Source organism: Pseudomonas sp. S34 (assembly GCF_009866745.1).
Classification (GTDB): Bacteria; Pseudomonadota; Gammaproteobacteria; order Pseudomonadales; family Pseudomonadaceae; genus Aquipseudomonas; species Aquipseudomonas jessenii.
Map to the genome: position 1 here is coordinate 3,322,016 of NZ_CP019398.1, position 16,043 is coordinate 3,338,058.

General features: G+C 60.8%; 12 protein-coding genes. 4 read left to right on the top strand and 8 right to left on the bottom strand.

The window, feature by feature from the left end; all coding sequences use genetic code 11:
- Window positions 1-68: 68 nt before the first annotated feature.
- From PspS34_RS14765 to PspS34_RS14790, 6 genes are all read right to left on the bottom strand, one after another.
- Window positions 69-842 carry an enoyl-CoA hydratase gene (locus tag PspS34_RS14765; protein ID WP_057714717.1) on the bottom strand — a complete coding sequence of 258 codons (774 nt, stop codon included), beginning with the start codon at window positions 840-842 and terminating at the stop codon, window positions 69-71.
- A gap of 13 nt (window positions 843-855) precedes the next feature.
- Window positions 856-1,983: an acyl-CoA dehydrogenase gene (locus tag PspS34_RS14770; RefSeq protein ID WP_090455386.1), complete on the bottom strand. Its 1,128-nt coding sequence runs from the start codon at window positions 1,981-1,983 to the stop codon at window positions 856-858.
- Window positions 1,984-2,124: 141 nt separating this feature from the next.
- Window positions 2,125-3,318 carry an acetyl-CoA C-acyltransferase gene (locus tag PspS34_RS14775; RefSeq protein ID WP_159390036.1) on the bottom strand — a complete coding sequence of 398 codons (1,194 nt, stop codon included), beginning with the start codon at window positions 3,316-3,318 and terminating at the stop codon, window positions 2,125-2,127.
- A gap of 12 nt (window positions 3,319-3,330) precedes the next feature.
- A complete protein-coding gene (locus PspS34_RS14780; RefSeq protein WP_159390037.1) occupies window positions 3,331-4,092 on the bottom strand; it encodes an SDR family NAD(P)-dependent oxidoreductase in 762 nt (253 codons plus the stop codon).
- 16 nt (window positions 4,093-4,108) lie between these two features.
- A complete protein-coding gene (locus PspS34_RS14785; RefSeq protein WP_159390038.1) occupies window positions 4,109-5,773 on the bottom strand; it encodes an AMP-binding protein in 1,665 nt (554 codons plus the stop codon).
- 137 nt (window positions 5,774-5,910) lie between these two features.
- On the bottom strand, window positions 5,911-6,834 hold the full coding sequence (locus PspS34_RS14790; RefSeq protein ID WP_159390039.1) for a carbon-nitrogen hydrolase family protein: 924 nt from the start codon (window positions 6,832-6,834) through the stop codon (window positions 5,911-5,913).
- A gap of 84 nt (window positions 6,835-6,918) precedes the next feature.
- Here PspS34_RS14790 and PspS34_RS14795 point away from each other — a divergent pair, with 84 nt between their 5' ends.
- Window positions 6,919-7,827 carry a LysR family transcriptional regulator gene (locus PspS34_RS14795; protein WP_154909121.1) on the top strand — a complete coding sequence of 303 codons (909 nt, stop codon included), beginning with the start codon at window positions 6,919-6,921 and terminating at the stop codon, window positions 7,825-7,827.
- 8 nt (window positions 7,828-7,835) lie between these two features.
- Here PspS34_RS14795 and PspS34_RS14800 read toward each other — a convergent pair whose 3' ends face one another.
- Entirely contained in the window at window positions 7,836-8,090 is a 255-nt protein-coding gene (locus PspS34_RS14800) for a hypothetical protein (protein ID WP_007970091.1), read from the bottom strand.
- 164 nt (window positions 8,091-8,254) lie between these two features.
- Here PspS34_RS14800 and PspS34_RS14805 point away from each other — a divergent pair, with 164 nt between their 5' ends.
- Window positions 8,255-8,572, top strand: a complete 318-nt coding sequence (locus tag PspS34_RS14805) for a DUF883 family protein (protein ID WP_150814029.1) — start codon at window positions 8,255-8,257, stop codon at window positions 8,570-8,572.
- Between the two features lie 134 nt (window positions 8,573-8,706).
- Here PspS34_RS14805 and PspS34_RS14810 read toward each other — a convergent pair whose 3' ends face one another.
- Window positions 8,707-9,747 (bottom strand): Ldh family oxidoreductase, encoded by a 1,041-nt coding sequence (locus PspS34_RS14810; protein WP_150814030.1) that lies wholly within the window; start codon window positions 9,745-9,747, stop codon window positions 8,707-8,709.
- A gap of 234 nt (window positions 9,748-9,981) precedes the next feature.
- Here PspS34_RS14810 and PspS34_RS14815 point away from each other — a divergent pair, with 234 nt between their 5' ends.
- Both PspS34_RS14815 and PspS34_RS14820 read left to right on the top strand, forming a co-directional pair.
- A complete protein-coding gene (locus PspS34_RS14815) occupies window positions 9,982-14,814 on the top strand; it encodes a DUF6543 domain-containing protein (protein ID WP_159390040.1) in 4,833 nt (1,610 codons plus the stop codon).
- Between the two features lie 216 nt (window positions 14,815-15,030).
- Window positions 15,031-16,032: a FecR family protein gene (locus tag PspS34_RS14820; protein WP_159390041.1), complete on the top strand. Its 1,002-nt coding sequence runs from the start codon at window positions 15,031-15,033 to the stop codon at window positions 16,030-16,032.
- The last annotated feature ends 11 nt before the right edge of the window (window positions 16,033-16,043 follow it).

The following is a 16,043-nucleotide window of genomic DNA, read 5'->3' on the forward strand; positions in this document are numbered from 1 at the left end:
ATCTCATAAACGCTGAGGTCCAATGTGGGAGCGGGCTTGCTCGCGAAAGCGTCCGAAAGGAGACTACATCACTTGCCTTGGAACTCAGCCTCACGCTTGGCAATGAACGCCGCCATCCCTTCCTTCTGATCCTGCGTCGCAAACGCCGCATGGAACACCCGACGCTCAAAGCGCACGCCTTCGGCCAGGCTCACTTCGAAAGCACGGTTGACGCTTTCCTTGACCATCATCGCAATCGGCAACGACTTTTTAGCGATCAACGCGGCGACTTTCAGCGCTTCATCCAACAGCTCATCGCTCGGCACGATACGCGCCACGATGCCGCAACGTTCCGCTTCCACGGCATCGATCAAGCGACCGCTCAGGCACATTTCCATGGCCTTGGCCTTGCCCACGGCGCGGGTCAGGCGCTGGGTGCCACCCATGCCCGGCAACACGCCGAGGTTGATTTCCGGCTGGCCGAATCTGGCGTTGTCGCCGGCCAGAATGAAATCGCACATCAACGCCAGCTCACAGCCGCCGCCCAGGGCGAAACCGTTGACCGCCGCGATGATCGGCTTGCGGCGGTTGGCCACACGATCGCTGTCGCTGAACAGGTCGTCGATGTAGATCTGCGGGTAGGTCAGCTCCGCCATTTCCTTGATGTCGGCACCGGCGGCGAAGGCTTTTTTCGAACCGGTCAGGACGATGCAGCCGATGTTCGAGTCGGCTTCGAAGCCATCGAGGGCCTGGTTCAGTTCGCTGACGATCTGCGCATTCAACGCATTCAGCGCTTGTGGACGGTTGAGGGTGATCAGGCCAACGCGGCCGTGGGTTTCCAGCAAAATCGTTTCGTAGCTCACAGGGGACTCCTTCTTATAAATTGCGCGAAATGACCATGCGTTGAATATCGCTGGTGCCTTCGTAGATCTGGCAGACCCGCACGTCGCGGTAGATCCGTTCCAGCGGGAAATCGTTGAGGTAACCGTAACCGCCCAGGGTTTGCAGCGCCGAAGAGCATACCTTCTCGGCCATTTCCGAGGCGAACAACTTGGCCATCGACGCTTCGACCAGGGCCGGTTTGCCACTGTCACGCAGAGCGGCGGCGTAGTGCACCATTTGCCGCGCCACGGCGATCTGGGTCGCCATGTCCGCCAGGCGGAAGGCCACGGCCTGGTGCTCGATGATCGGCTTGCCGAAGCTCTCGCGCTCACGGGCGTAATCGCGCGCCGCTTCGAACGCGGCACGGGCCATGCCCACCGATTGCGAAGCGATGCCGACGCGGCCGCCTTCAAGGTTGGCCAGGGCAATCCTGTAGCCTTCGCCCTCCTCGCCCAAACGATTGGCCAGCGGCACCTTCACGTCTTCGAAGAGGATCTGGCAGGTGTCGGACGCATGCTGGCCGAGCTTGTCTTCGACCCGCGCGACTTTGTAGCCCGGCGAATCGGTCGGCACTATAAAGGCGCTGATGCCACGTTTGCCGGCACTCGGATCGGTCACCGCAAACACGATCACCACCCCGGCATTCTGCCCGGAGGTGATGAACTGCTTGCAGCCGTTGAGCACATAATGATCGCCTTCCAGGCGCGCACGGGTTTTCAGGCCGCTGGCGTCGGAACCAGCCTGGGGCTCGGTCAGCGCAAAGGCACCGAGCATCGCACCGCTGGCCAATGGTTTGAGGAAGCGCTCTTTCTGCTCATCGGTGCCGTAGTTGAGGATCGGTACGCAACCCACGGAGTTGTGCACGCTCATGATGGTCGAGCAGGCGCCATCGCCGGCGGCGATTTCTTCCAGCGCCATGGCATAGGCCAGGTAACCGGTGTCGCATCCGCCCCACTGCTCCGGCACCAGCATGCCGAAGAAGCCCAGCCCGGCCATTTCGCCGATGGCTTCCTTGGGAAAACGGTGCTCGCGGTCCCACTCGGCAGCGAAGGGTTTCAGCCGTTCCTGGGCAAAGTCCCGGGCCATGTCGCGGATCTGTTGTTGGTCGTCATTGGGGATCATGGTGAATCCTTGAATCTGGTTACGACGTAGAACCCTGTGGGAGCGGGCTTGCTCGCGAAGAGGCCGTGTCAGTCGACATCATCGTCGGATGACACACCGCTTTCGCGAGCAAGCCCGCTCCCACATGGGATAGCGTCAGTTTCAGTAGAGGCATTCCACGGCCATCGCCGTCGCTTCACCACCGCCGATACAAATCGCCGCGACACCACGCTTCAGGCCTTTCTGGCGCAGGACCGAAAGCAGGGTCACCAAAATCCGCGCGCCGGACGCACCGATCGGGTGCCCGAGGGCGCACGCGCCGCCGTGCACGTTGAGTTTCTCGTGAGGGATTTCCAGATGAGTCATCGCGGCCATGCCGACCACGGCGAAGGCTTCGTTGACTTCCACCAGATCCACGTCATTGAGCGACCAGCCGGTTTTCTTCATCAACTTCTTGATTGCACCAATCGGCGCCACCGGGAACAGGCCCGGGGTGTCGGCGAACGCAGCGTGGCCATGAATCACCGCCAAGGGTTTCAGGCCTTGTTTCTGTGCCTGGGACTGGCGCATCAGCACCAGCGCGGCGGCACCGTCGGAGATCGAACTGGAGTTGGCCGCCGTCACCGTACCGCCTTCGCGGAATGCCGGCTTCAGCGAAGCAATCTTGTCCAGCCTGGCTTTTGGCGGCTGCTCGTCGTTGCTGATCACCACCTGTTCTTTGCCAACAGTTACGGTCAGCGGCACGATTTCGGCCTTGAAGCTGCCGTCCTTGATCGCCTGTTGCGCGCGAGTGGTCGAGGCAATGGCAAACGCGTCCTGGGCTTCACGGCTGAAGCCGTTGGTTTCGGCGCAGTCTTCGGCGAAGGTGCCCATCAGGCGGCCCTTGTCGTAGGCATCTTCGAGGCCGTCCAGGAACATCGAGTCCTGCACCCGACCATGGCCCATGCGGTATCCGGCACGGGCGCGATCCAGCAGGTAAGGCGCGTTGGACATGCTTTCCATGCCACCGGCAACCACCACGTCGGCACTGCCCGCCACCAGCATGTCGTGGGCCAGAATCGCCGCTTCCATGCCGGAGCCGCACATCTTGTTCAGGGTGGTACAGCGGGTCGATTTATCCAGCCCCGCGCCCAGCGCCGCCTGACGCGCAGGGGCCTGGCCAAGGCCTGCCGGCAGCACGCAGCCGAACAGCACTTCGTCGACGCTATCACTGGCAACACCGGCACGTTCGACGGCGGCCTTGATGGCGGCCGCACCGAGTTGCGGTGCGGTCAGGCTTTTCAGTTCGCCCTGGAAACCGCCCATCGGGGTGCGGACGGCGCTGACGATAACAATTGGATCGTTGGACATTGTCATGACAAATCCTCCTTACTTGGCCGCCATACGCAAGGCACCGTCGAGACGGATCACCTCGCCATTGAGCATGCTGTTTTCAATAATATGCTTGACCAGCCCGGCATACTCGGCCGGTTTGCCCAAACGCGGCGGGAATGGCACGCCAGCGGCCAGGGAATCGCGGACTTCCTGGGTCATGCCGGCCATCATCGGCGTCTCGAAGATGCCGGGGGCGATCGTCATGACACGGATGCCGAAGCGCGCCAGCTCACGGGCCGCCGGTAAGGTCAGGCTGACAATCGCGCCCTTGGACGCCGAGTAAGCCGCCTGACCGATCTGGCCGTCGTAAGCCGCGGCAGACGCGGTGTTGATGATCACGCCGCGCTCGCCATCGGCATCCGCTTCGTTCTCGGCAATCGCCGCGGCCGCAAGGCGCAGCATGTTGAAGCTGCCGATCAGGTTGACGTTGATCACCTGGCTGAAACTGGCCAGTGCATGCGGACCTGTCTTGCCGAGAATCTTCTCGCCACGCACGATGCCGGCGCAATTGACCAGGCCATTGAGGCCACCAAAGGCCTTGACCGTCGCCTGCACGGCAGCTTCGGCCGCTGCTTCGTTGCTGATGTCCGCCACCACGCTTTGTGCACCAAGGCGCTGGGCCTGGGCTGCAACGGCTTCGGCGTTCATGTCCACCAGCATCACTTTGGCGCCGGCGGCGACCAGCACCTCGGCGGTGGCGGCACCGAGGCCGGAAGCGCCACCGGTGACGATAAAAATCTTGTTCTGGATCTGCATCATTATTTCCCTGGATTCAAGCTGGAAGGTTCTTCGCCGCAGCCTCTTGAGCCTTGGCGATTTCCTGGTTGCGCAAGATAAAGCGCTGCAATTTGCCGCTGGGGGTTTTCGGCAATTCGCTGACAAATTCGATTTCACGGGGATACGAGTGCGCCGCCAGACGCTTGCGCACGTGCTGGCGCAGCTCTTCGGCCAACTCGGAGGCGGCGCGGTATTGCGGGCTGAGCACGACGAACGCCTTGACCAGTTCGGTGCGCTCCGGATCGGGCTTGCCGACCACAGCGGCCTCGACCACGGCCGGGTGTTCGATCAGCGCACTTTCCACGTCGAAGGGACCTACCCGGTAGCCGGAGGTGGTGATCACGTCATCACTGCGACCGACGAAGCTGATGCTGCCGTCCGGGTTCCACTCCACGGTGTCGCCACTCAGGTAATAGTTGCCGACAAAGGCCTTGGTCGGCCCGCCTTCGTAGCCGGCGAACCAGCACATCGGCGACTGGCTGCGATCGATAGCCAGGATGCCCGGCTGCCCAACGCCGAGTTCCTTGTACTCGTCATCCAGCACCACAATACGGTGGCCCGGCGAGGCAAAACCGGCGGCGCCCATGTGAATCGGGTGTTCCAGACCGTGGTGGTTGCACAGCACCATGCCCAGTTCGGTCTGGCCGTAGTGGTCGTGGATGACCACGTCGAGGTTATCGGCGAACCAGCGGATCACTTCCGGGTTCAGCGGCTCACCGGCGCTGCTGACGATACGCAGCTTGCCCTTGATCGACTTGGCGAATTTATCGCCGCCGGCAATCAGCAAGCGGTAGGCCGTGGGCGAACCGGTGAGGTTGGTGATCCCGTATTTGTTGATCACCCGGCAGGTGCTTTCGAGGGTGAACGGGCCATCGTAAAAGGTGATCGGATGGCCCATGGACATTGGCCCCGTGACACCAAAATAAATGCCGTAGGCCCAGCCCGGGTCGGCGACGTTCCAGAAGGCGTCTTCCGGGCGCAGATCCACCGCATCGCGGGTGTAGCTCTGGAACGCTACGATGGCCTTGAGTGGCACCGACAGCGCTTTCGACGGGCCGGTGGTGCCCGAGGTGAACATCAGCAGGAACGGATCTTCGCCGGTCAGCAGCACCGGTTCACAGGCGGCGGAATAGTTGGCCAGTTCGGCCCAGAAACTGAAATCGCCATGCACCAGGCCCTGCCCTTTGGCACCGGTCACGGTCACGATGGTCGGGCAATCGGCGACTTCGGCGAGTTTCGGCCGGTTCACTGCATCGGTCACCACCACTTTGGCGCCAGAGCAGCCCAGGCGGTGCTCGATGGCCTTGGGGCCGAATGCGGTAAACAGCGGTTGATACACCGCGCCGATGCGCCAGGTGGCGAACACGGTGATCAACAGTTCGATATTGCGGGGCAACAGGCCGGCGACCTTGTCGCCTTTCTTCACGCCCTGGGCCAGCAGGTAGTTGGCGAAACGCGCGGCCTTGTCCTGCAAGTCGGTGAAGGTGTACGAAGCACCAGTGCCATCGCGTCCTTCCCAGAACAGCGCGATGCGACCCGGCAAGGCATGCCGGTCACAGCATTCGACACAGGCGTTGAGGGCCGTCAAGTCGCCCGCGAGCGCGGCATCGACGGTGTGCTGATAATTGAACTGAGAAGTAGCAGACAAGTAATCGCGCATTGCCAGAATCCCACTGTGTTTTTTATTAGGTTGGGGGGAACCGTAATCAACAGGGAAATACTCGCTCTGCGCGGGTTACCGGGCAATGGTCAAAGCTATCAAGTTGTCTGACTGCTTTGGCCAAAGCCCGCTGGGCATCAGGAGGTGAAGCGCACCCCGGGCCTGGCGCGTTCGTCCACGGTCAGTTCGAACACATCCGGCCGCGCGTAGTGGCCGACCACGTCATAGTCGTAGCGGGCGCGCACCAGGTCGTCGGTGTCGATTTGCGCTGTGAGCAACCCGGCACTTTCAAGCAACGGTCCGGCGAGGATGTCGCCCATGGGGCCTACGATCACACTGCCACCGGCAATCAACGGTCGATCCGCCGGCCAGTTGGCGATGTCCAGGCCCAGGGCCTGGGGCGATGCCTGGACCTGGCAGGCGCTGACCACGAAACAGCGCCCCTCATGGGCAATGTGGCGCATGCTGACTTGCCACATCTCCCGTTCGTCCACGGTCGGCGCGCACCATACCTCCACGCCTTTGGCGTACATCGCCGTGCGCAGCAGCGGCATCATGTTTTCCCAGCACACCAGCGCACCGACACGCCCGACCTGACTGTCGATCACCGGCAAGGTCGAGCCATCGCCCTTGCCCCAGATCAGCCGCTCGGTGCCGGTGGGCATCAGTTTGCGATGTTTGGCCACCAGCCCGGCCTGCGGATCGAAGTACAGCGCGGTGCAGTACAAGGTGCTGCCGGCGCGCTCGATCACTCCGATCACCAGATTGGCTGCGGTGCGAGCGCAGAGCGCCGCCAGCGCCTCGGTTTCCGCGCCGGGTACATCGATGGCATTGGCAAAATAGCGGGCAAAGGCTTCGCGCCCTTGTGGCAGGCGATAGCCCAATTGCGTACCAAAGCCTTCGCCTTTGGGATAACCGCCCAGCAGCGCTTCCGGCATCACCACCAACCCGGCGCCGGATTCGATGATTGCGTTTTCATAGGACAGGATCTGTTCCAGGGTTTCAGCCTTGCCGCCGGGCAAGGCGCCGATCTGCAGGGCCGCGACAATTGATTTGGGCATCTTGGAAACTCCATTCGCATCAGGTGTTGCTCATTCTCCGGCGTCAGGCAATCATCAATAAAGACCGATTCACTGCTGAATGATATGAACGAAATGAATATCACCGACGTCGACCTCAACCTGCTCAAAGTCTTCGAAGCGCTGCACGAAGAGTCCAGCGCCAGCCGTGCCGCGCTGCGCCTGGGCGTGACGCAATCGGCCGTCAGCGCGGCCTTGCGTCGCTTGCGCGAGCTGTATGGCGATCAGCTGTTCGTGCGCACCGGACGCGGCCTGGCCCCCTCGCTCAAGGCCAATCAGCTCAAACCGGTGGTCAGCGATGCCCTGAACAAATGCCGACAGAGCCTGGCGATGGTCGATCCGGCTGCGCAACAGTACGAAGGTCGCTCGGTCACGGTCGGCATGTCGGATGATTTCGAGATTGCCTACGGCCGGCGGCTGATCGAAGAGATCGCCCGTTGCGCGCCGAAACTGCGGCTGATTTTCCGCCAGACCCACAGCCAGATCGTCGCCCAGGCGTTGATGGAGCGCAGTATCGACCTGGCGATTGCCGCGGGCGGGTTTGCCGAGCGGCTGCTCAGCCGTCAAGTGCTGGGGGAAGGTGGCTATCTGTGCCTGGTGGACCCGTCGAGCCTGGTCGAGGGCCAGCAGAGCATCGGTCTCGAGGAGTTTGTGGCCCGCGAACACATTCTGGTGTCGTCCGGCGGTTTTATCGGGATTACCGATGAGGGATTGGCGGCGCTGGGGCTGAGCCGGAGGGTGTGCGCCTCGACCACGCATTTTGCCGCGTTGCCGCACTTGCTAAAAGGCAGTCGGGCGGTGGCGACCATTCCGGCCCATGCCGCCCAAAGCATCGCAACACTCAGCGGGCTGGCGCTGCTGCCCTGCCCCCTGGCGTTGCCGCGCTACCCGATCGAACTGGGCTGGCGGACCAGCACCCAGCTCGACCCGGTGCTCTTGAAAGTGCGCGAGGCAATCGTCGCGAGTTTCGCCTGACAGCGTTGTTACTTGTTGGCCGCCATCAGGCGATTGACTTCACTGCGCACCATGTTGGCGTATTCCGGCGGCGACATGCCGTCCAGTTCGGCGCGCACCCATTCGGCCCATTTGCCTTTGCGCTTGGCCCGTTCGCCGAACAACCGCGCAGCCTCACCCTTGGCCTTGCCCAGGTTGTTTTGCCAGAGTTCGAACAGACGGGATTTCTCGTCTTCAAGCGCTGCGCGCTCGGCGAGGGGTTTGTCGGCCAGATTGAAGCTCATGGGAATTTCCTGCTGCGTAAAATAGGCGACATCTTACACTGTAGGACGAAAAGTCCTGCGCCGGTTTTTCAGCAAGATGGCCTCCACGGGCAAAATAGCTGCAACTTTTCCGACGACGGCAGACTCCATTGTTCACTGTCCACTTACCTGCAAGGAGTACTTCAATGGCCCGCAAAACCGCCGCGCAAGCCGCCGAAGATCAAATCAAGGATCAAGCCTTCAGCGAACTTCAAACGCTGATCGAAGAATCGGAAAAACTGCTGAAAAGCAGTGCCTCGATGGTCGGGGAAGAAGCAGAGACCCTTCGTGGACAAATCGCCCTGAAACTCCGGCAGGCAGGGGATTCGGTGAGCAGCGTGCGCGACCGCACCCGGCCCGCGGTCGAGGCCACTGAAACCTATATCGGCGGGCATCCATGGCAAACCGTGGCGATTTCCGCCGGGTTTGGCCTGGTGGTGGGGTTGTTGCTGGGTCGTCGCTAAGCACTGGCTAACACTGAACCCTGTGGGAGCGGGCTTGCTCGCGAAAGCGGTGTGTCAGCAACCTGGATATTGGCTGACACACCGCTTTCGCGAGCAAGCCCGCTCCCACAGGGGGTTGCGGCGTATCTAACGGATCACTCCCCCGCCAGCTCCCGCAAGTTCGCCAGTGTCTTGGCATCCAGCTCAATGCCATTGACCTGCGACTTCGCGCGTTGATGATGACGCCGGTCACCCGGCAAACGCTTCAGGCCGACACCGTGCATTTGCCGCACCAGTTCCTGGCTGCGCTCGGCAAAGCTTTGCCCCGCCGCCTTGTCCGGATCGATCACGATAAGCAACTGACCAGTCCAGGGGGTCTTGGCGCCAGGGTGGTTCTTCCAGTCGAACTCGAAGGAAAAATTGCCACCGGTCAGTGCCGCCGCGAGCAACTCGACCATCATCGACAACGCCGAGCCCTTGTGCCCGCCGAAAGGCAGCAACGCGCCGCCCTCGAGAATCGCCTTCGGGTCCGTGGTCGGCTGGCCGAGGCTGTCTACGCCCATCCCTTCCGGCAAGCGTTCACCCTCGCGGGCGGCAATTTGCACATCGCCATGGGCAATGGCGCTGGTGGCTAGGTCGAAGACAATCGGCCCGCCCTCGGCCCGCGGTGCAGCGAAGGCAATCGGGTTGGTGCCGAACAGCGGCCGGTCGGCACCGTGGGGCACCACGCAGGTCATGCTGTTGACCACGCTCAATGCCACAAGGCCCTCTTCAGCGAAGGGTTCGACATCCGGCCACAAGGCCGCGAAATGGTGCGAATTACGGATCGCCAGCACCGCGATGCCGGCACTTCGGGCCTTCTGCACCAGTAACTCGCGTGCCGCCGCCAGGGCCGGCTGCGCAAAACCGTTATTGGCGTCGACCCGCACAAACCCTGAAGCCACATCTTCGACCAGCGGAACGGCCTGACCATTGACCCAGCCGCTTTGCAGCGTCGAAACATAACCAGGAATGCGGAATACCCCGTGACTGTGCGCGCCGTCGCGCTCGGCACCGGCGCAGTTTTGCGCCAGCACCCGGGCAACTTCGGCCGAGGTGCCGTGACGCAGAAAAATCTTCTCCAGCAAAGCGCTCAGCGCTTCGAGTGACAGGTGTGACGGGACCGCGGTAGAGGCGTGATCGTGTGGCGCAGACATCTGAAGCTCCAGACTGATTATTGGAGGGAACAACAGCGTACAAAGACCCGCCGATTAACAACGCGCGGCGTGCGAACTGTCAACCATTCGCTCAGGGTCGATGAGGTCTATCCCTGTCACAAACGCCCGCGACCCGTGCGTTATCTATTTACCACCCGCGTCAACGCACCGGCTTTTAGTCTCGATGCTCAATCCACAGGCGCCTTTGAGTGGCACCTAGAACGAGACTCGACGATGTCTACATCAGTAACTCCGCTGTTTTTCCCCGAGGCGCTGATGTCGCGCGGTCTCTGGAGAGAACTTGGCCAAACCCACGGGCTGACGCGAAGGGACTTCGAATGGTTCAGCCATATCGAACTGGCTACCCAGGCACTGCGCGATGAGCAGACGCCGCCCATGCTGGCGAAGAAAATCCTGTTGAAAATCCCTGGACTGGAACCCGTGCCGCTGGCCGGCAGTTTTTTGCTGACCGCGACGCCCGATGACAATGGCGTGATTCTCTACACCCCGTACGCGGGAATAAAAAAGTTCGCCGACCGCAGGGCCCTGACCGAACAGCTGGTGACGCAACTCAAAGCGGCCGGTGAAGACAACGACCTGCTGGCCTTCATGGCCCTGTCTCAACGCAAGGTCGTGGTGGGCGCCGCCGACATCGAGCTGGACTTTCAAACCATCGACGGCGACGTGTTCGAAGACCAGCGCAACACCCTCTCCAGCCAGCAGCAACTTAACGACCAGGCCCTGCTCGACCAATTGAAAGCGCTGCCGTCCCTGACCTCGCTGCTCGACACATTGCTGAGTCAACGGCTGGCGGCGTCTTTCCCCGACCTGGATCAGAGCCGGACCCAAGTGAACTTCTACCTGGCTACAACGCCAGAAAAAGCGGGCGAAAGCCATCCGGCGCGACGCTGGGTCAACTCCCTTTCCCTGAGTGACGCGGTACTCCTGCACTATCGCCATCAGCGTTGGCCATCCGGGCAGTCCCATGAATTTTCCCATCCGGGAAAGTCCCCGGCAAAAGCCGACCAGCCACTCTGGGAAGCAGCCGTCACCACAATCTCGCGCCAACTGACTAGCCTGCTGATCGGGCAGCTCGAAGGTTTCTGGGCTGCGGCGAGCACCGAAGGCGCATCGCGTCGCCAGTTCTTCGGCCAGGCCATCGCCGACCAGGCGCGGGTACAACTGCTGCTCAAGCGCGAAGCCGGGATCATCACCCCTGAGCAAAGCCAGGACTTGCACGCGTTGATCTCGACGGCCAGCCGGACGAACAAGGCTATGACGGTCGAAACCGTGCGTCTGTGGGAGTACCAGGCCAACTATGCAGAGTTGGCCGGCTCACTGATGGTCAGCGCCGGCAATGCGTTTCTCTACACGCCCACCGCAGGCCTGCAGGTGCTCGAGAACTATCTGGACTTGTGCGATACGGTGCTGAGCAAGCTCAGTGCGGCCGGTCATGAGGATGAACTCTATGGTCTGCTGAGCCTGGATGAACGCCAGCGTTTCATTGGTTTTGACCGGCCGAATGTGACCGGGGAAGTGATTGGCGGCGCGATCTTCCCCAAGCTCTTCGACCGGATCATCAGCAAGCAACGGCAGAACATGGAATATGCCCTGCAGGTGTTCCGTCACAGTGACGGCAGCGTGGACATCCACGCCCTGTTCGACAAGGCGCTGGATATCCGCTCGATGATCAGCGAGCGACTGCTGACGCTGGATGCCGGCGGACGCTGGAGCACACGTCCCGTGTTATCCGGCAATCAGCATCCCTCCACAGTGCTGGCCGATACGGCGGCAGCTTTCGTCAAAACCTTCCGCGACATCGAAACATTGATCAACGCGGATTTTGCAGCACAACCGGTTGCGTCTCTGGCCTTGCAACGGGTCTATCTGGAAAACATGAAACCCCGCCTGGCCCATGCACTTGCCGTTGGCCTGCGTGGCGAGGCCAGCCTGCGGGTGCTTGGCGCAACACTGCGGGATGCGGATCGGGCCATTGTCGAAACAGTCTTCAACCCGGACCAGCCCGACCGACAAAACCGCCTGTCACTCAAGGGTTTCCGCCCCGATGCCTACTCGTTGACGCTGGAGCGCTCCGGCCAGCAGGATGTCCTGCCCCTGGCCCATTGTCTGCTCGTGACCGAGCGTGGCGGACTCGATCCCTCGCATTCCGGCCGGACGATCCTGTGGACACCCGCCGAGGGCCTGGAAGTCTTTGACACCATCAGTCGTGCACGGCTGGAACTGAACCGCCGCCTGCTCGAGCCGCAGCAACGCCTGGCGCTGCTGGAAAACCTGACCCCGGCCCAGCGCGTCTTTCACCAACGCTACTCACTGGGACCGTTGCGGCTGATTGAAGGGTCTGTATTGGAACGGGTCGCGCAATCGTCCATCGAGCACTTTTTGGCTCGCTGCGAACACGTACGTACTTTCGACCTGAGCGACACGAAGCAGAAAAAAGCCCTTGAAGACCTGACCACAACGGTCCTCAACACCAACCTGGGAAGAGCCACGTCGATTGCCCGGGCGATCAGCCAGCAGCAGTCCCTGCCCGCCTGGCTGGGAATGGCTCCTCTGCAAGAGCAGCGACTGCACCTTGAACTGCTGGAGCAATACCGCCACAGCGTTGTTGAGGACAAAGACTATTTACACGGGATCAAACCCCTCAAGTCGTATGTGCATGAAACACTGAAATCGTTGCTCGCCAGCCGCTTCCCCGCAACAGCGCTGGACCCTGACAATATCGAAATTACCCCGGACCTGGCCCTGGTCGGCCCCGCCCGGAGCCTCACCGAGTTCGCCTTGCAGCACGTCGACATTGCGCAAGGCACAGGGTTCAAGGTCGGGTCGGCAACCACTCAAACGCTGCCCCGGAATCTGGATCAGGCGGCTGTCCGCCGACTATTGCGATCACTGGACATTGCGCAGAACTACGCCAAACAGGTCACGGACAGTTTGTCGAATCAAGCGACCGACGTGGAAAGCAGGATGTTGCGCTTCATCAAGCAACTGCCCTGGCAACTGCTGCAACACGCACACGAACTGAAACTGCAGCAACGGCTTTCCGACAGCGCTTTCGATTTGCTTCGGCAAGTATTCGACATGCCGGACGCCATCGCCCGGGCGACCGTAGAAGGTGCCCACGCCATTGCCCGACCATTGGAACTGATCAAGACAACCGGTGCCGCCGCCGTCAAGGCGCTGGGCCTGTACCTGATTGGCCCAGGCACGGGCAAGGCAGGCCCAAAAATCCTCTATGCCCCTTACCACCCGAGTGGTTCACCCTTCGTTGAGTTCGACAATGAGGCCAGCGTTGTTTCGGCACTCAACACACCGGGGCCATTGCAGGACATGTTGATACGTCGCCTGCCGGACAGTGAGCAAACGGTGTTTCGCAACCTGTTGGAGTCCACCGTCGGCCAGTCGAGCGAAATCACCCTTGCGTCCAACCCCATCGGCGGCAACCTGCTCACCCATTTGTTCCATGACAACACCCAACTGTTGGTGAAGATGCTCGCCAGCCAGTCACACGCTAGCGGTCAGTCGGACTGGGAGGCCGTTAAACACCTGTTCGGTGCCGGCATCGAGCGCATTTCAAGCCTGCTGCCGGGCAAACTCGCGTACGTGCAGTTTCTTTGGAAGGCCTACAAGGATGCCCTCAATTCGGCCGAAGCCTTGCAGGACCATCATTGGATGACCGCGTTGCGCGAGTTTATTGCCGGGGCGGCGCAAATCCTGTCATTGGGCCGGCTGTCACTTGAAGGATGGGGCGAAAGCGCCCAGGAAACCGGCGAAGCCGTTGCTCCACCGCTTGTCACCCCCGTGATCGCGCAACCCTGGTCGAAGATTCGGTCGACAGCAGCAATGCGCACCCGGCTGCAACCGTTCGAAACCACGGTTGAACTCAAGGACCTGGCGAAAAACAGCACTGACGGCACCTATCTGGACACGGGCAGCAAGAAAACCTTCGCCGCCATTGCCGGAAAGGTGTACGGCGTGAACAAGACCGGAGCGGTCTGGAGAACGATCAAAGGCGGGGAAGAAGGCCCCGTGTTAACGATTACTCCTGACAAACAATTGGTCATCGACCCGGATCTGCACACCGTTCACTTCGGCAAAGTCGTCTCGAAAATGCACAACCAGCTTGCCAACGCCTATGTTGCCCGGGCGGTCCTGAATATCGAGGCCCGGGGGATGGACGAAATCCGGGCAAAGCATCCCGCTAAAGCCCGCATGATCGTGCAGGCCATCGACATGGCTCGTTATTATGCGTTCAACAGCCTGCACAATCTGGTGCAACTCAGGAAACTCCTCCCGGGCACACGGCTCGATACCTTCCTCAAACAGTTCTTTGATGTTGGTCAGGTCGACAAAGCACTACTGGAAAAAATCAAACAGGCCATCGTCCCCGTCTGCAACGCGCTGGTCGATCCCGATGAAGACTGGATGAACTCGCAACGTTTTATCGTGGGTTCAAGCCGGGACCCGAAGGACAACCTCGTCGCGTTTGTCGTGGACAAGGATCTACAGCGCAATGTGCATTTCACGGAAAAATTCTTCAATCAACAACTCGACTGGTACAAATCCAGCCTGACACAGCCCTTCGATGTCGACGGCCACAGCCAGGCCGCGACCCTGATACACGAATTCGCTCATTTGTTTTCCGGGGCCGTGGACATTGCATACCTTGAGGCCAGGCTGCCGTTCAGCGATCTGGTAGCGTCGGTCACCGGCTTTGGCGCGGCAAGAAAACAATCTCAGTTGGACTTCCAGCGAAATGCCTTGTCGATGGATACCCCAGAGGAGGAATTGTTCGCGCGCTGGAACAGTGGGCTGCAATCGTGGATCGACCTGGATTCGATTCCGGGTTCTCGCCACATCGGCATGGCCATCCTGACACTGACGGGCAGCCAGACCATGGATAAGGCACGGGAAGCTTTTTTAAACAGGCAGGAATCGAAGTTCCGAACCGATGTCATTTTGCACAATGCCGACTCGATCGCCTTTTTGATCTGCGAAATGGGCCGGCAACTGGACCCGGTGCCGGTCACTCCGACCGCTGGAACCTGACCGCGGCGTAACAACGCGCAGATCCCCGGGTCTGCGCAGCACAACGGTGTTTGACTTGATGTTTTTTTCACGCACCCTATGGATACTGTTTATTCGACAACCGATGCTCCAAAGGCGATGCGTTGAAAAAAAACAACACATTGATGGTTAAATGCCATGACTGATGTTCTCGCAGACTTCCCCCAAGGTTAGAATGCAGGAAATCAGGAAGGGCCAATGACCGACCACACACTTTCGGAAGCCGAATTCGACGCCATCACCGATGCTGCCGCGCATTGGTGCATGCGTCTGCACGCCAGTGACTGCACCGAGCAAGAGCGCCAGGCGTTCGAGCAATGGCGTGATGCACATCCGCTCCATGCCTTCGAGTACAAAGCGATGCTGGAGATCTGGGATGTCGCCGGCGACTTGCCTCGTCCCGAACCCGTCGTGCCGCTGGTTCGCCGCCACCCCGAAACCCCGTGGCGCCGCCTGGCCATTGCCGCGGCTGTATGTGCCCTGGCACTGCCTTTGGCCGGTTATGGCGGCTGGCACCTGGGCTGGGTACCGAACGCGTACCAGCATTTCGAAGCGACCGACAATGTGCGTACCGTCACCTTGAAAGACGGCAGCCAGGTTGAGCTGAACCTGGGCAGCGAGCTGACGTACAGCAACTACAAGGATCAGCGGCAAGTCACGCTGGATAAAGGCGAAGCCTTCTTCAGGGTCAGCCATGACACCCGCCACCCCTTCGTGGTCAAGGCCGCCGAAGGCCGGATTCGCGTGACCGGCACCCAATTCAACGTCTGGATGTATGAAGACCAGGTCAAAGTAAACCTGATCGAAGGATCGGTACTGGTCAGCAGCAACGCCGACCTGCAAGGCGACGGTTTGCGCCTTGGCCCGGCGATGCAGGCCAGTTATCGCCGCGGCGACTTCATTCCCCGCATCAGCCAGACCTATGACAATGACAGCTCGCTGGCCTGGCGCCAGGGCAAGCTGGTGCTCGACGATCTGGCCTTGAGCGATGCGCTGCCCTTGATCAATCGCTACCTGGACAAACCGTTGATGGTGGCTGACCACAGCACCGGCTCGATCCATATCGGCGGCATCTACAACATCAAAGAGATCAACGGCCTGGTAAAGTCCTTGCCGCGGGTCCTGCCGGTCTACCTGACCCGTAACCAGAACGGCAATCTGGTGGTCAACGCGATTCCGCAAATCTCCCCGAAAAGCTGAAAAGGCCGCCA

What these genes read in the sequence shown, in the direction of transcription:
- PspS34_RS14820 (WP_159390041.1), top strand. Translation starts at nt 15,031, where the DNA reads ATGACCGACCACACACTTTCGGAAGCCGAATTCGACGCCATCACCGAT.
- PspS34_RS14770 (WP_090455386.1), bottom strand. Translation starts at nt 1,983, where the DNA reads ATGATCCCCAATGACGACCAACAACAGATCCGCGACATGGCCCGGGAC.
- PspS34_RS14795 (WP_154909121.1), top strand. Translation starts at nt 6,919, where the DNA reads ATGAACGAAATGAATATCACCGACGTCGACCTCAACCTGCTCAAAGTC.
- PspS34_RS14785 (WP_159390038.1), bottom strand. Translation starts at nt 5,773, where the DNA reads ATGCGCGATTACTTGTCTGCTACTTCTCAGTTCAATTATCAGCACACC.
- PspS34_RS14810 (WP_150814030.1), bottom strand. Translation starts at nt 9,747, where the DNA reads ATGTCTGCGCCACACGATCACGCCTCTACCGCGGTCCCGTCACACCTG.
- PspS34_RS14805 (WP_150814029.1), top strand. Translation starts at nt 8,255, where the DNA reads ATGGCCCGCAAAACCGCCGCGCAAGCCGCCGAAGATCAAATCAAGGAT.
- PspS34_RS14780 (WP_159390037.1), bottom strand. Translation starts at nt 4,092, where the DNA reads ATGCAGATCCAGAACAAGATTTTTATCGTCACCGGTGGCGCTTCCGGC.
- PspS34_RS14800 (WP_007970091.1), bottom strand. Translation starts at nt 8,090, where the DNA reads ATGAGCTTCAATCTGGCCGACAAACCCCTCGCCGAGCGCGCAGCGCTT.
- PspS34_RS14775 (WP_159390036.1), bottom strand. Translation starts at nt 3,318, where the DNA reads ATGACAATGTCCAACGATCCAATTGTTATCGTCAGCGCCGTCCGCACC.
- PspS34_RS14790 (WP_159390039.1), bottom strand. Translation starts at nt 6,834, where the DNA reads ATGCCCAAATCAATTGTCGCGGCCCTGCAGATCGGCGCCTTGCCCGGC.
- PspS34_RS14815 (WP_159390040.1), top strand. Translation starts at nt 9,982, where the DNA reads ATGTCTACATCAGTAACTCCGCTGTTTTTCCCCGAGGCGCTGATGTCG.